Annotated in this window: 18 protein-coding genes; all 18 read left to right on the top strand. The window is 32.1% G+C overall.

Features of this window, described 5'->3' with window-relative positions; genetic code table 11:
- Positions 1-133 precede the first annotated feature (133 nt).
- Positions 134-592, top strand: coding sequence for a Panacea domain-containing protein (locus tag V1503_RS18930; protein WP_410628701.1), 459 nt, complete (start codon positions 134-136; stop codon positions 590-592).
- Positions 593-620: 28 nt separating this feature from the next.
- Positions 621-2,324 carry a hypothetical protein gene (locus V1503_RS18925; protein WP_410628700.1) on the top strand — a complete coding sequence of 568 codons (1,704 nt, stop codon included), beginning with the start codon at positions 621-623 and terminating at the stop codon, positions 2,322-2,324.
- A gap of 124 nt (positions 2,325-2,448) precedes the next feature.
- Positions 2,449-3,372, top strand: a complete 924-nt coding sequence (locus tag V1503_RS18920; RefSeq protein ID WP_410628699.1) for a YonG family phage-derived protein — start codon at positions 2,449-2,451, stop codon at positions 3,370-3,372.
- Positions 3,359-5,128, top strand: a complete 1,770-nt coding sequence (locus V1503_RS18915) for a terminase large subunit domain-containing protein (protein WP_410628698.1) — start codon at positions 3,359-3,361, stop codon at positions 5,126-5,128. The genes V1503_RS18920 and V1503_RS18915 overlap by 14 nt, the downstream gene beginning before the upstream one ends.
- A gap of 29 nt (positions 5,129-5,157) precedes the next feature.
- Entirely contained in the window at positions 5,158-6,678 is a 1,521-nt protein-coding gene (locus V1503_RS18910; protein ID WP_410628697.1) for a hypothetical protein, read from the top strand.
- Between the two features lie 33 nt (positions 6,679-6,711).
- On the top strand, positions 6,712-8,181 hold the full coding sequence (locus tag V1503_RS18905; RefSeq protein ID WP_410628696.1) for a DUF8531 domain-containing protein: 1,470 nt from the start codon (positions 6,712-6,714) through the stop codon (positions 8,179-8,181).
- 30 nt (positions 8,182-8,211) lie between these two features.
- Positions 8,212-8,742: a hypothetical protein gene (locus V1503_RS18900; RefSeq protein ID WP_410628695.1), complete on the top strand. Its 531-nt coding sequence runs from the start codon at positions 8,212-8,214 to the stop codon at positions 8,740-8,742.
- A gap of 35 nt (positions 8,743-8,777) precedes the next feature.
- Positions 8,778-9,794, top strand: coding sequence for a YonB family capsid-like protein (locus V1503_RS18895; protein ID WP_410628694.1), 1,017 nt, complete (start codon positions 8,778-8,780; stop codon positions 9,792-9,794).
- A gap of 40 nt (positions 9,795-9,834) precedes the next feature.
- Positions 9,835-10,299, top strand: a complete 465-nt coding sequence (locus V1503_RS18890; RefSeq protein ID WP_410628693.1) for a hypothetical protein — start codon at positions 9,835-9,837, stop codon at positions 10,297-10,299.
- Positions 10,300-10,311: 12 nt separating this feature from the next.
- A complete protein-coding gene (locus V1503_RS18885; RefSeq protein ID WP_410628692.1) occupies positions 10,312-10,707 on the top strand; it encodes a hypothetical protein in 396 nt (131 codons plus the stop codon).
- Positions 10,704-10,958, top strand: a complete 255-nt coding sequence (locus V1503_RS18880; RefSeq protein ID WP_410628691.1) for a hypothetical protein — start codon at positions 10,704-10,706, stop codon at positions 10,956-10,958. The genes V1503_RS18885 and V1503_RS18880 overlap by 4 nt, the downstream gene beginning before the upstream one ends.
- Positions 10,945-11,574 carry a hypothetical protein gene (locus tag V1503_RS18875; RefSeq protein ID WP_410628690.1) on the top strand — a complete coding sequence of 210 codons (630 nt, stop codon included), beginning with the start codon at positions 10,945-10,947 and terminating at the stop codon, positions 11,572-11,574. The genes V1503_RS18880 and V1503_RS18875 overlap by 14 nt, the downstream gene beginning before the upstream one ends.
- 3 nt (positions 11,575-11,577) lie before the next feature.
- Positions 11,578-12,069 (top strand): YomW family phage-derived protein, encoded by a 492-nt coding sequence (locus tag V1503_RS18870; protein ID WP_410628689.1) that lies wholly within the window; start codon positions 11,578-11,580, stop codon positions 12,067-12,069.
- Positions 12,066-12,800: a hypothetical protein gene (locus V1503_RS18865; RefSeq protein ID WP_410628688.1), complete on the top strand. Its 735-nt coding sequence runs from the start codon at positions 12,066-12,068 to the stop codon at positions 12,798-12,800. Before V1503_RS18870 ends, V1503_RS18865 begins: the two co-directional genes overlap by 4 nt.
- A 48-nt stretch (positions 12,801-12,848) precedes the next feature.
- The gene (locus V1503_RS18860; protein WP_410628687.1) at positions 12,849-13,583 is read left to right on the top strand and encodes a YomU family phage tail tube protein; all 735 of its coding nucleotides are present in this window, start codon (positions 12,849-12,851) and stop codon (positions 13,581-13,583) included.
- 78 nt (positions 13,584-13,661) lie between these two features.
- The gene (locus tag V1503_RS18855; protein ID WP_410628686.1) at positions 13,662-14,189 is read left to right on the top strand and encodes a YomO family phage-derived protein; all 528 of its coding nucleotides are present in this window, start codon (positions 13,662-13,664) and stop codon (positions 14,187-14,189) included.
- Positions 14,190-14,205: 16 nt separating this feature from the next.
- Entirely contained in the window at positions 14,206-14,706 is a 501-nt protein-coding gene (locus V1503_RS18850; protein WP_410628685.1) for a hypothetical protein, read from the top strand.
- Between the two features lie 35 nt (positions 14,707-14,741).
- Entirely contained in the window at positions 14,742-15,722 is a 981-nt protein-coding gene (locus V1503_RS18845) for a tyrosine-type recombinase/integrase (RefSeq protein ID WP_410629471.1), read from the top strand.
- Positions 15,723-15,946: the final 224 nt, after the last annotated feature.

Genomic DNA, 15,946 nt, shown 5'->3' with positions numbered 1-15,946 from the left:
ATTAATATAACATATTTTCCACATCTGTGCATTTTATCTTGAAACATATCTATTATACGGTTATATTATAGATTGATCACTTAAAGGATTTTAAGAGCTTATTGTCGAATATTATAGTAAAGGGGGAGATAATATGGCTATGGTTTTAGACGTTGCAATGTATTTCATAAGCAGAAGTACTCCTTTTTCGCGAGAAAGTGTAACAAACCTTAAGCTTCAAAAGCTCCTATACTACGCACAAGGCTTTCATTTAGCAATACATGGTCGAGTTTTATTCGATGATGAAATTGAAGCATGGGTTCATGGTCCTGTCATTCCATGTGTATACCATGAATTTAAACACCATTCTTACCATGATATTGACGAAAAATTTCACAAAGAAGATTATATACTTACTCCCAATGAGACATTATTATTAGAAGATGTTTGGGAAATCTTTAAATTGCACTCCGGAAAAGACTTGGAAAAAATGACACATGATGAAGAACCGTGGATTGAAGCAAGACGAGGACTTTCTGAATATTCATATAGCGACAATCAAATAGATCAAGATACATTAAGGGATTATTTCATCGCAGAGTATCTAGAATAAAACACTAGTTCCTTAGTGGATTCAGGTGGTGAGTATTATCTGGGTTTTTTTGGAGAAATACGTCTATTTTTTAAATAATATTATTAAAATCATTGTTCCCTTAAGTTTTACCATTTATTTTTTTGGACATCGTGAACAAAAAGATATAGCATATTCTTTACTTAAGAGAAAAAGCACAGTTAATGTTGTTGGTTTTTTAATATCAAGTGCATTAATGGTCATATTAATAATTTATTTGATTCCTAATTCCACAGATATTGCTGAAAAACCCGAAACACTGTCAAAATTCGGAATCATCATTACAACAATTATATCCCTAGCATGGATTTACTTTTCTTTCACAACTTATTATATGATCCTTAGAAGTATTAATGTTCTTGGCGAATTCGGAAGAAATATATCATTAGTAAATGATAAGCTAGACGAATACAACAATTTACAATTCAACAAAAATGGTATTAAAGACAACTATTTATTCGCTAAGAAAGTTCAGAAGGAATTTAGACAAATTATTATTTCAGTAGAAATATGTTTTCAAATATTGATTTCAAAAGATAAATTCAAACTCAATAATGATTATACAGAGTCACTTGATAGTATAAATAAAACTCTAATCAGAGGGATTACTGAGATAAATAAAGACGAAGAAAAATTTAGTAATCTTGTCCCTTATTCTGGCGAAACTTATTTAAAATTGTATATAATTACTCTAACATATATGAACACGATGCTTGAAGTGTCTCTTAAAAATAATAGACATAAAGAAGTTAATTTAATTTTAGATTATGCTACATTAGTTAAACCATTTGGATTTTATATAAATCATGATTTACGTCGTGATTGGCTTATTTATAAAGAGTTGTCAGGTAAATCATCTTTTTCAAATATAGAAAATCTATATAAAGAATTTTTTAATGAGTATTTTTCTTTCATATTCCAATTAATTACATCTTTATCTCAGCAAAATGACACTAGAATAGTTAAAATTTTAGATAATCTCATAATTCAGGAGTATGACAACAGTAAATTCTTTAGTGAAAATGATTTCTTATCACTTACTACCGCACTTTTACTTGACTCTATAGAATCAAACAATTTAAAGACGGTTACAGATGTGACGAATACTTTACTTAAATACCTACAAAAAGAAATCCCGATCGAAGAACATATAAAAATAAACAACATGAAAATTAAAATAAACAAATTTAACAAAAAACAAGGGAAAAACTCTAAAGAACTAGAATGGAAAGTTTTAAACAACATTTTTCTTTCAATGGTAAAAGCTATTGAATTGGGACATTATAGTATAATTGGGTTTTTAGTTAAAATACTAGTTAAGAACTTTGACCAGAAAACAGTTTGTACATTAATTAAAGATTTATTTGATAACATTGAAAATACAAAACCCGATCTTAAGATTAGTAAGAGGATGCCTTTATACATACCACTAAATCTTTCATTTAGCCCTTCGTCTTATGAATACTGTTTTTTAAAATCCGTAGTGTTAATATACTTGCAGCAATGCTTTGCAGCTAAAATAAAACAAATAATGGATCTGAATGACGAAGAAATATTGGAATTAAATCACTTTTTTAATTCTAAGAATGAAAACAGACAATATTTTGAATATATAATTAGTAAAATCAGAGGATTAAATAAGACATACGGTCTCTTGGCGTTGGAAGAATCATATCTCGATGAAGTTTTAGACAATAGATATAAAAATATCTAATTCTAAATTAAAATACAGCTGTTATCACTAGTTTTAAATAGATTCTTATTGTGCTAATCACTTTCGAAAGGATTGTGGTAGGCATAAATAAGAATCTATTTTTATTTTTAAGGTGGTGTTTACTGTGACTAATGGAAAACAAACAATTACTTGTTCTGCTTGTGGTATTCCAAGGAATCCTGTTCAATTTTACTCATCATACTCCCCTTTCCATAAAAACACAGGAAAGCTCCATGTTTGTAAACAATGCATACTTGATTACGTTGATGGAAAGAACATCGAATCTTTGAAAAAGATGCTTAGGATGATAGATAAACCCTTTCTAATGGAATTATACGAGAGTTCAATTGAAGAAGCTGAAAAATCTAATAAATCAATTTTCGGTTTATACATGAAGAATTTAGGACTGAAGCATAACAGAGAAAAAACTTGGGATGATAGTGATTTTGATGGGCATAATCACAGTAAATCATTACCTAATCATCAATCAACAGATGTCGATGTTGATGAAGAAATAAAACAACTTACTCCAGATGAAACAAAATATTTAAAAGTCTTTTGGGGAAAAGGTTACAAAATTGAAGATTTGGTTTGGCTTCAACAAGAGTATGAAGATTGGACTAACAGATATGAATGTGATTCCAAAGGAATGGAAACTTTAATTCAAGAAATTTGCATGACTAAACTAGACATTATGAACAGACGTGAAAGTGGTGAGAAAGTTGATCAACAACTTAAAACACTACAAGATTTATTAGGATCAAGTAATTTAAAGCCAGTGCAAGAAACTGGAGCGAATGCAGCTGAACAAGAATCGTTCGGAACGCTTCTAAAAAAATATGAGAATGAAAGACCTGTTCCTGAGCCTGACTCCAAGTGGAAAGATGTAGATAAAATCAGTAAATATGTTAGAGTCTTTTTCTTAGGACATTTGTCAAGAATGTTAGGTCTTAACAACAAATATAAAGATGAATATTGGGATGAAATAAACAAATTTACAATTGAAGAACCTGTTAATGACGAGGACGATATGAATGAGCTCATATAGTAATTTCCAAGTCGATAGAAACAAGGCGTATAAAGGCACTAACATATTTAAAACGAACAGAAACTTCAATAAAAAGTCAAAATCCGAAAGATTGATGGAAGGTATTGGTGTTTGGGCTTCTTACTATAGAGCGAACCCTCATAGATTCGTAACAGAGTACCTTTTCATAAACCTCAAGATATTCCAATGTATATTAATTTACATGATGATGCATAATCATTATTTCATGTATTTAGCCAGTCGTGGACAAGGTAAAACATGGCTTACTGCTGTTTTTTGTTGTGTTAGAGCTATATTATACCCTGGAACAAAAATAGTGATAGCATCAGGTACTAAAGGTCAGAGTCGTGAAGTCATTGAGAAGATTGATGACATGAGAAAGGAATCATCTAACCTTTTTCGAGAAATATCCGATTTAAAAACCTCTACTAATGATGCTCGTGTTGAATTTCACAATGGCAGTTGGATAAAAATTGTTGCATCTAATGATGGTGCCCGTAGTAAAAGAGCTAATCTACTAATAGTGGACGAATTTCGTATGGTTGATTTTGAGATTATTAGTAAAGTATTGAGAAAGTTTTTAACAGCCCCAAGATCTCCTAAATACCTAGAGAAAGATGAATATGCACACCTTAAAGAACGTAACAAAGAAATATATCTATCTTCTTGTTGGTATAAAGTTCACTGGTCATATAAAAGATTCTTAACTTACTATAATTCAATGATGAAGGGGTCAAAGTATTTTGTTTGTGGACTTCCCTATCAATTAGCTATTAAAGAAGGCTTATTAGACGAAGAACAAGTTAAAGATGAGATGTCAGAAGAAGATTTTGATCCTGTTGGATGGTCAATGGAGATGGAAGCCCTGTGGTTTGGCGAATCAGAAAAAGCATTTTTCAAGTTTGAAGATTTAGAGAAAAACAGGAAAATCGCTTCCCCTCTTTTTCCCAGAGAATACTACGATCTTATTAAAGCAAACTCATTTAAATATGAAAATAAGAAAGCTGGTGAAATCCGACTAGTATCATGTGATATTGCGGGGATGGCTGGTAAAGAAAATGATGCTAGTGTGTATACAATTTTTAGGCTTATTCCAACTACAAAAGGATACGAAAGACACATTGTCTATATGGAAAGTATAGTCGGAGGTCATACGGTAACCCAGGCCATTAGAATTAGACAGTTGTTTGATGATTATGATTGTGACTATATCGTCTTAGATACTCAAAATGTGGGACTTGGTGTCTATGATCAGCTTTGCCAACCACTCTTTGATAAAGAAAGAAGTAAAGAATACGATCCCCTATCTTGTGCAAATGATGACAAAATGGCAGAACGCTGCACTTATAGTGATGCAGGAAAATTAATTTATAGCATTAAGGGTAATGCACAATTGAATAGTGAAATTGCTGTTCTTTTAAGAGATGGTTTTAGACGAGGAAGAATACGTATTCCTATAAATGAAATTGAAGGTAAAGAATATCTTAAAAAATTTAAAGGTTATGAAAGTCTACCTGAAGAAACAAAAGCTAAATTTATATCTGCATATGCTCAAATTACGTTGTTAATTAATGAAATGATCAATTTAGAGGCAGAATTTAATGATAACGGTCAAGTAAAGTTAAAAGAGCCTAATAGCAAAAGAAAAGACCGATATAGCTCAGTTGCATATGGAAACTATATTGCCTCGCTTTTGGAAAGAAAACTAAATAATATGGAAGAGTATGATGAAGATGATTCTTTAGTTTACTTCTGATATAAAATAATCAAATAGGAGGTGAACAAATGAACAATAGTGACACAGAGATTGACATTAACTCAGAAGAATATAAACGACTAGTCAATGATTATCAAGACTATGTATATACATACGTTAATAGTTTTATATCAAATTTATTTTCACAAGGTATAGTGAATGAAGTTGACTCTGAAACATTATTAAAATACTTCGCAAACCCAGACCGCTTTCAAAAGGAAATAGAAAATCTTGCTCAATATTACTATATTTCTAGTGCTGAAATACATCAATTATTTGAATTAATTGAAGCGTTGCCAACACTAAACTATAGAATTGATTCATTTGAAAAAACTGCTAACACAGATAAACACATCGCCAACCTCAATAAAATTTTACATAAAGTAAAACACAAAAGGCTTACTCGTGATTTACTCAAACAAAATGCTTCTGCAGGAAACTTAGTAGGAATTTGGTTAGGTACTAAGAGTAACCCCTACCCTTACATTTTCGATGATATGAAACATATCTTCCCTACTGATCGAAGTCGAAATGGCGAGTGGGTTTGTGTAATAGACATGAATTGGTTTAAAAATATGTCTGACAGCTATAGACAATTACAATTGTCCAACCTCTCCCCTTTTATTACTAAGGATGATTATAAAAAATTCGAAGAAAATAATGTAGACTATCAGTATAAAGAACTTCCACAAGACAGAACATTCGTATTGAGAACTGGAATTCTCAAAAGAAACCAAGCATTTGGAACTTCTTGGGTTACATCAGGTCTATTTGATGTTCTACATAAGAAAAAATTAAAAGATGTTGAACGCTCTATTGCTAATAAAATCATTAATGCAGTTGCAGTATTGACAATCGGTACTGATAAAATGGATGGTGACTATACAAACCTTAAACTAAATAAAGGCATGAAACAAAAGGTACATAGTGGAGTAAAAACAGCCCTCGAAAAGAATCACACAAACGGAGTAACAGTTGTAGCCATTCCTGATTTTGCAGATTTAGAATTTCCGGATGTGAAAGCTGATGGATTAGATGGAAAGAAATTTGAACATATAAACGGTGACATCCAATCAGCCTATGGATTATCAGGTTCTATTTTGAATGGTGAAGGTGGAAATTTCGCAACAGCAAAATTGAACTTAGAAACTATTTATAAACGTTTGGCAGTAATGCTGGAAGATGTTGAACAAGAAGTGTATCAAAAATTAATTAATCTAATATTGCCGAATAAACATGCTGATAATTACTACATGGTGTATGACAAGGAAGCACCTTTAACCTTAAAAGAGAAAATTGACATTTTATCCAAACTTAATGATAAGGGTTGGTCTATTAAGCATGTCATCGATCAAATAGCAGGAGTTTCATGGGAGTCATATCTTGAACAAACATTATACGAAACCGAGGAATTGAAATTACAACAGAAGATAATACCTTATAAGTCCTCTCATACCCTCTCTAGGGAACCTGGTAGAGAATCTATTGATAACCCAAATAATGAAAACACAATCAAATCCAAGACTTCCGATGGCAATAATTCTCCTTAGTTTTGGATTATATCAATTTAAGGAGGTGAAATTATGAATAAACCTCAAAAGAAAAGAAAATTGAATTTAACGCTGAGGCAATTAAATACATCTGACGATCCAACTATTGTAAATTGCACATTCATTATTTTGGATTTTGAGAAGTCTGGTAACAATGTAATTGTGGATAAAGATGTTGCACTTGAAGGTGGAAGTACGTTAATAAACAAACCTATTGTTGCACTTTATAATCCTCCAAGTGAACCAAATACCAGTACAGATAATTTTAGTGATCATGCACAATACCTCGGTGAAGATAGATACGGAAACATAACTATTAAATCAGATACTGTTCCAATTGGTGTTTTTACAACTGAAGGATATGAATTAACTATAGAGAACGATGGTGAAGAGATAGAGGTAATGGCCGCAGATGCAGTTTTGTGGCGTTCAAGGTTTCCAGATGCAGTTGACTTAATTGAAGAATGGTACAACAGTGATGTTGAAGTGGTTACAAGTTGTGAGTATTTATATGCAAATTATTCATTTCAGAACGGCATTGAATATCATCATTCACCAATCTATTTTGAAGGCCATGCGATATTAGCCTCTGAAGACAGAGGTGAACAACGGGCATTGTCCCCTGCCTACGATACATCGAAATTATTGAGTATAAATGAAATCAGTAAGTTTAATAGATTAGTAGCACAAGCATTTAATCATTCAAACAAGGAGGAAATTGATTCAATGAAATATTTTAAGAAAGTTTGCGAATTGTCGCATAATGATATCAGATCACTCTTATATGGACAACTAGATCCTACTTTATCTCAAAATGAATACTCATGGATATCTGATGTGTATGAAAGTTACTTTGTTGTGAATCTTTATAGTTATGAAGAAGGAAGTGAATATGACAAATACTATAAATTTAATTATACAAATACTAATGATGTTGTAAGTATTGATTTTGAATCTAAATCAGAAGTCACATTAAAACGGGATTGGATTGAAGTAACAGAGTTCGAACAGCTGCAAAATTCATTGTCTCAAAAGGAAACTGAGAAAAAAGAATTAGAACTACAATTGAATGAGTCAAAAACTTCACTTCAAACTACATTAAATGAAAAGAAAAATATTGAGAATAAATATAGCGAAGCATCCACGAAGATCATTCAACTAAATTCTCATATAAATGAGCTATCTCCTTATAAAAATCAAGTAGAGAATGAGCAATATCAATCAGCTCTTAATGAAAAAAAATCTTTTTATGAAACAAAATTTACTGCTTTAAACGCTCTGGAAAAATTTAATGAAGATGAAACACAATCATTAATTGAGAAAGCTGTAGCAGATTCAGATGAAGGCAAACAGGCAATTCTTCAATTAAATACTATACTTGTAGATTTAGTAGTGGTGAATAAAGAAAGCCAGTCTCAACGCCCTGTTATTAGAGAAACTGCTAGTAAAAGGGAAAACTTAATTCCAACTGGCGATGATTTTGATAGTAGATATGGTTTATAAAAAATAATTATATATTAGGAGGCACATAATATGGGTTCAAGAGTTTTAAAAGCATTGCAAGAAATAGGAAGTCATGCTGTAGGTAATTTAAATAATATTAAGGTTAAAACAGTTGCACATGGAGCTTTGGTTAAAGGAAATGTTGATAATTTCACTCTTGTCGAATTAGATTTCGAGGATGGTGAACGCGTAGCTAAACAGTTATCAGCAATAGATAAGAAAGCCTATTTAATTGCCACACCAGAAACACGATATCTTGGTGAAGCTATGGTAGATTTTTATAATGAAGAAGGAGATCGTGCAAGAATTGTAATTTTAGAAGAAGGTTATACACGCTTTGATACTTCAGCATTTTCATTAAATACTGGTGTTTCAGAAGTTAAAAAAAATCAGGTAGCACACTTCGACCCTACTGCTAAGAAATTTATTATTTCTGAAGTTAGCTCTGCTCATGCAGATTACTCAGGTTCAAAAGCAAAATTCTTAGTTGTAAATAATGAAGAAGATATGGAGTACACTCTTGGTGCTCAGATGGTTCGCTTAGAAGTAATTGAAGCTTAAAGACGCAAATAATTAATCGCAAAGGGGTTAAACATATGAAACTTGATAACTTAAAATTAAAAGGTTTATTTAACCGAGTCATCAATAATAACATGGAGAAAGAAGATTCATCCGATATAAAATCCTATATCACAAAAGTTTTTGGGGATGGTCGGCAAAATCCTGATCCATCTATGATTCACCAATTTAATAATCTGGTAGTTGAAACAGCTGACGAAATTGCAAAACCAATGGTAACAAACTTACTAAGCATCTTCGCCAGTGTAGAAAACAGAAATCGTGGTGATTTATTAGAGCTAAAAATACCACAAAAGACAAAAGCTAAAGTTGTTTGGTCTGCTACAGGTTCAGGTGTAGATTTAGTCCGTGTAGAAGGTAAAAAATCAATTTTTGCCGTCCCTGCTCACTTATCAACAGGTTTCTATTATGAACCACTTGATCTAGTGAAAGAGTCTGAAGAATATTTCAGAAAATTGGTTAATGATGTTGCAAATGCTAAAATACGTCTTTACTTAGATAAAATTAATGAATTAACAGCTAAAGCTATTGCAAGTGGAAAAATTCCTGCAAATAACGTTGAAACTGGTTCAAACTTAACAATTCAAAAGTATAATAAGGTTGCTTCAGTATTACAACGTTATGGAGGTCGTCCTGTATTCATTGCAGATACTTTACTAATTGATTATTTCGCTATGCAACAAGCAGCTGATAGTACATTCAAAAACCTATTAACTGATGGAATTAAAGAAGAATTGCTAACAGCTTTAAATCCAACACGCATTGCTCGTACAACTGCCGCTAACCTTATTAATCCTTTCACGGACAGTACAAACTCTAAAGTTGAGTTACCAGTAAATAAAGGATATATGTTTGCAGGCGGCGTGGAACAAAAACCATTTTCCATTGTCCAATATGGAGGGCTTCGCCAAATGACTGATCAGGATATGGAAGATGAACGTATTAAAATGAAAATTACCCAAGATGTTGCAGTAAACCTTTTATTTGGAGAAGCCGTAGGTGTAATTGAAGAACAAGCGGCCGTTGCATTGTAATTTAAAAAATAAACAATAAGGACATTAGGAGGAGTTTTATATGCAAGAAAAAGTAAAATTAGCACGACATAGAAATACATCATATTTTGTCAAATATGATGCAGATGGTTCAAGCCGTCAATACACATGGGCAGGTTCTAGAAATGGAAAAATAGATGTCAAAGAAGTTCCAAAAGAAGTAGTAGATTGGTTGCAAATGAATAGTGTTTGTTTTGATAAGGGTGAATTAGTAATTGTAGGTGAAGATGATAAAACAAGTGAGATAAAGGATGGAATCATTGAAAAAGGGACCTATGAAAATAACACACACTCAAAAGAAGAAATTGAGAGTCTGTTGAAAGGTAACTTCAATAAAATGAAATCAGAGTTAAAGAAAATAACGGTTGATGCAGAAAAAAATTTTGTCATTGAAGTAGCAACAGAACTTAAATCCGGATTACCAAGTGGAAAGTTAGACTTTATTTCTGATTGGATGGGAATTGATTCTAATGTTCTTTTTGATTAAAAGGTGATAACAATGACAACCTATGATCAAATTTGGAGTACTTTTCTGAACAACTGTAAAGTCTCAGATATTGATTTACCACAATATCCTGAAAAGATATACGAAGTAATACAAAATGGAGCAATGTATTTTAATAATCGGCTCCGTCTAGATCTGATTTGTGATAACGATTCAGAATCTGTTAGTCATGACTTGGGTAATGATCAACTTCTAATCATGGCTAACTTTATTCGTTTATTGTTTCTTAAGAATCAAAAGACCTACTTTGAGTCACTTTGGCAGCCCTTCCAGAAAGATGTTGGTCAAAAGAACTTTTCAACTCAATTGAAATCCCTTGAATCCTCCATATCTGACCAAGAAAGAACAATAGAACGACTTATCATGAATATGGAGGAAGATTTCTTATGATTGAATTAAATGTTAAAGTTCATAACCAAGATGGGACTTGTGAAGTTGAAAGCCTGGATGGCTATTGTTTGAGATTAAGCAAAAAAAATAATTCCATTTTATATCTTCTAGAAAATTACTTAAATAAAAAGTTATTAGATGAACCAGACTTAGCTGAAATTAGAGATGTGATATTAACAGTCAGTGCAGATATTTCAAAACTCAATCAACAAATAGTATTTTTATGTGGTGATGTTCATGAGGGACTATAGTAATTACCACAATACTGATATGAATGAAAAAATAGCTCATGATGGGAACCTGATACTTGAGCACTCTCTAAATGGTTTTGAGGGTTATGACGCAACAATTAACAATCATGATACTGCAAAAGTTCTAATTTACGAAAAGTATGATAGTGACAGTGAAACTAAAAAAGTTATCGGATACACTCAACATATTGAACGAGGGAACTTATTAACAATAGATGGCTTGCATTGGCTAATCACATCATTCCCCGAAGATAATAAGATTTATAGAAAAGCAGAAATCAGACTATGTAATGCAACTTTCCCTCATGAGTACAATAAAACAAGAGTTTTATTGGGATATGATAGAGATGGAAAACCAATTTATGATGATGTGGTTGAATATGAACATATCCCCTGTATTGCAGAAACTAAATACACCTCAACATTTAATAATGATCAACTTCCTCTCCCTGACGGTCATATTAAATTAATATTGCAATACAGAGTGTCTGAAAGTATTACAGTAAATCGAGAGTTCGAAATGTACAAAAACACATATAAAATTACTGATATTGATTACACCAAAGTGATTAACGATAAAGGTATTATGGTTATTCTTGCAGAAAGGATGGTGTAGTATATGGGAATGTATGAAGGTATTAATGACATTAGAGAAGTATTTCGCTTTGACGAAACTTTGCTTAGACTCCTCTACTACCCTCCTGAAGATTTAAGGACTAGCATGCCCGATCCATTAGATGAAATATTACCTAATATGCTAGATATGGATGAAGATTGGTCTATAAGAGATAAGCATATCATGCTAATACCAAAAGCTAGCGATTTTGAGGAAGAGCCACTGTGCAGAATATATTTGTATGCAGGGAGACGATTATCTTCAGGTGATTATCACATAGCAAAACAACAAGTCATAGTTGACATTCTTTGTCATAATGATTTCGAAGTAGATTTACGATCATTAAGAATCTCAGATAGAATTAATCAGCTCCTAGTTCATGAAAAAATGACAGGGATTGGTAGAATGACCTATGAAGACGGAGATCCAATTTCAGCTCCCGAAAACTATGTAGGGTATCGACATATTTATCAATTTGGGAGTTTGAAGAAGTGAGTACGTTACAGGATATTTTTGCAAAACCTATTGAGATTAAAGATATTGGTAGCCTACATCCTATTAAAATGATAGACTATGATACCTTTATTGAATGTTCAAACATCCTTTTACTTAACAGTAATAATTTTGATGTCGATAAAGTAAAAGAAATTCATGACTACCATGAAGAGTTGAAATTGTTAGATATAATGACACTAGAATTAGGTCGTGAAGGCTTTCTACCTACCATGTTGAAACTTCTTAGTAGGTTGTTCTCAATAGTCTTACAAAAAAAAATGAAATTTGGTAATGGTCATAAAGGCGTACATTTCTATTCCAAAGATTCCACAACAATAATTAATAGAGATAACTATGAGGAAATCAGGAAGACTATTTTACAACAAAACCTTCTATTCGAACCTAAAGTCTATAAAGACAAACTAGTCCAAGAGTGGGCTAAAATGGTTTTAGATCAAAGAGCGAAAAACAGCATTAAAATGACTACTGAAGATAGTATTACTACTATTGCTGCATTTTCAGGTAAACATTATTGGGATTTAGAGAATTATACTATATATCAAATAAAAGCAGAATTTGCACGTATCAACAAGCTAAAGAATTATGACACAATGGTAGCATTTAAATGTGCTGGTGATGATAAGTCCAAGCTAAATCATTATGCCGAAAGTACTGATATTGATAAACATCCCCAAGATGAGTTATTTGTTAAAAATAAATTTGTTCATTAATCCAACAATTACACTGTTGGTTTTTAATTTATAATAAGGAGTGATTTTATGTCGCTAGTAGCTGATATTTTTAAAGTTTTAATTATTTCTAATAATGGAGAAGTAATCGGAATTGACACTTTAGAAGAATCCAGTATAAATGTAGCGGGCAATGAAACTGATGTAACAGGTGGTCGTGGAGATAATATTTTAGCTATACTAAATGGCCGAAGAGATATTGAAATAGCACTTAACAATCCCGAGTGGAGAATGGATATTTTAGCAAAACACCTTGGTCAAGAAATTCAAGTTGGAGCCACTGAAGCATATGCTTTTCCTAAATGGCATGAAGTTGATGAAAGTGATTCAATTACTCTAGATGAAACTCCTTCTCTTAGTGCATCTATTGTAATTGTTGATAAAGATGAAAAACCAATTGAATCATCTACATATACAGTTTCTAGTAATAAAGTAACTTTTGATTCTGGTGTTTCTGTAGGAGAACATGTAAAAGTTGTAACATATAAATATCAAACAAGCGCAGAAACTGAAACTTTAGATATAGATAACACTAAGTTTCCTGAGAACGTTAAAGTTGTACTTGAGACACTGGAAATTGACAATAACGAAAAACCTATTTCTAAACTTCAATTTGAATATCCCGAAGTTAAACCAAGTACGGACTTTTCCTTTAATACATCATCAGCAAAACAACAAAGTAACCAAGAAAGCAAGTTGAGAGTATTGAAACCGAAGTTTAGCGAGACAATTGGAACATTTAAACGAATTCCAATTTCTGCATAACAAAATGAAGAAATGTTGAGTAGGGCCTTCTCCCCTACTCTTCTTTTATTTAGGATTTCAAGGGGGAGTTATTAATTTATGGCTAATAATACTGAATTAAGAGCGTCTGCTATTCGGAAAAAGGCAAAGGAAGTAAATCAAAAAGAAACTTATGAATTTGAAGATAGTACAACATTAACCTTCTACCCTATTTTTACTGAGAAAAAGATTGAAAAATTGTTAGAAGAGTTTGCTTCTTTATTTAAACAAGCCAATGAGAAGGATATTGAGCTATCAGATAAGATGACCTATTATCTGACGTTATTGCAATGTATTAAACATTTCACTCATTTAGGTAAGGATATTCAAAATAACCTTGAGTATCAATTGGATTATCTTGATGCTTTGATTGATTCTGGTTATTTCAAGAAGATCACAGAAGAAGTTTTTGTACCCCAAGAGATACAAAAGGTATTTGAACGAATGACTGATGTGTTAGGTAAATATAAAATGATGGAAGACTTGATGAACGATGCTCAAAACAAGTTTTATGATTTGAAGTTAAAGAATAAAGAAGTGTTCGAACAGCTTGGAAATATTGGCGAGAAAAGTAAGCTTGTTCAATAAAGTGAGTTGATGACAATTGCCTACGTTCAACAATTTAAAAGAACTAGAAAACTATTTGAGTAGTGGTAAAGGTACAGATACCTTATTGAACAATGACAATATACAACAGGTCTTAATTAAAGAAGCCAAAAGACTTGAAGGTTACATAAAAGATGAATTAAATATTCACTTTCGTTCCTATCAGCCAAAAGTATATCAACGTACCGGAAACACTCTTGCTTCAATCTATGTAACTACTCCAAAAAAAGATGGCTTATATAATTGGTCAATAGAGATACGATTCGATAGATCTTTGGCTGAGCATCCTTCTGTAATTGGCAGTGATCAACCTAAAGGATATACCCCCTGGTTGCTGGAAGTTGGTTGGAACATTGAATCCAAAGTTGGATTTTCTAGACCAATGTTTACTGATCATCCAGGTACAAAATATATAACAAAAGCCATAAAAAAATTTAACAGTCATAATTCTTATGGACTCAAAATTGAAGTAGAGACAGACAAAGAAAAATATATGTAAAGGTGGTGAATTGATTGTCTAAAATTGATAAGAATATGCTACGTGATCGAGCCAAAAAATTACCAGAAGTAACAGATGATATGTGGAATAAAGTTAATAAAGATTACCGAGATTTGGTTGAAGAGTTTGTAAGTGTTCAAAATCATTCACCCCATACGAAAAAACAGTATGTCAGTGGTTTAAAACAATTTGGTTGGTATATAAACGATTCAATGAACAATAAGCCACTTCACAAAATTACAAAACGTGATTTCTTAAGATACGTTAGCTACCTGAGAGATAATCGCAAAATGTCGTCAAGTTCAATGAATTTTAAGAAGGCTTGTGTTTCAAGTTTATGTAATTATATTGAAAATGTTGTAGCTGATGAAGATGACACTTACAAACTTTTTAGAAATTTCACTCGTGGCCTCCCTTCTATTCCCAAAAACACAGTATACGAAAAGGTCAAAGTAACGTATGAAGAATACCTTGAAACGATGAAAGTTTTAGAAAGTGACGAGAATTATCTAGGGATGGCTTGGTTGGCAACTGCTTTTAATGTTGGTGCTAGGAGATCAGAAATATTTCAATTTAAAACTGAAATGCTGAATTATGAATTTCCGGAGAATGCAACTTTTATATATAGTCACAATATCCGCTTAAAAGGTCGTGGAGAAGATGGAAAGGTTGAGCCATATATGGTTAATCGTGAAGCCATAAAATATATGAAACTCTGGGTAGAAAAACGTGGTTATCAGCATGAATATATTTTCACGACCAAATATAATGGAGAAAATATGCAAATGTCCCCTTCTTGGGCAGATTACTTCTGTTCCAATGTACTCACTGATATTTTAGGAAGACGAATTAACCCCCATTTATTTAAGGCCTCTTGTGTAACACATCTATTAGAAACAGGCGTAAAATTAGAATTAGTTTCTAGGTATGTAGCCCATCACGAAAATGTAGCTACAACGATTGCACATTATGATTTGCGTGATTTTGAAGAGGAAAAAAATCAGATTTTCGAATAAAACTCCTCTTTTATTTGGAAAGGCTAGTTTGGTAATCTCATTCCCATCTTTATTACACAGTTCATTTCACAATGGGATCGAACACCAGAGGCGCTGAATTATGGTGCCTCTTTGATACAATTAAATACAAAAAGGTATTCCACCTTAATTTTGATGGAATATCTTTTTGTGTTTCGATTGTTTTCAACTTCTTCACTAATTAATAGTTTAAACAACAACTATAC

It is taken from the genome of Nanhaiella sioensis (assembly GCF_046557775.1).
Lineage (GTDB): Bacteria > Bacillota > Bacilli > Bacillales > SM2101 > Nanhaiella > Nanhaiella sioensis.
Note: the sequence above shows the minus strand (reverse complement) of the source record. Positions and strands in the feature narration are given on the sequence as shown.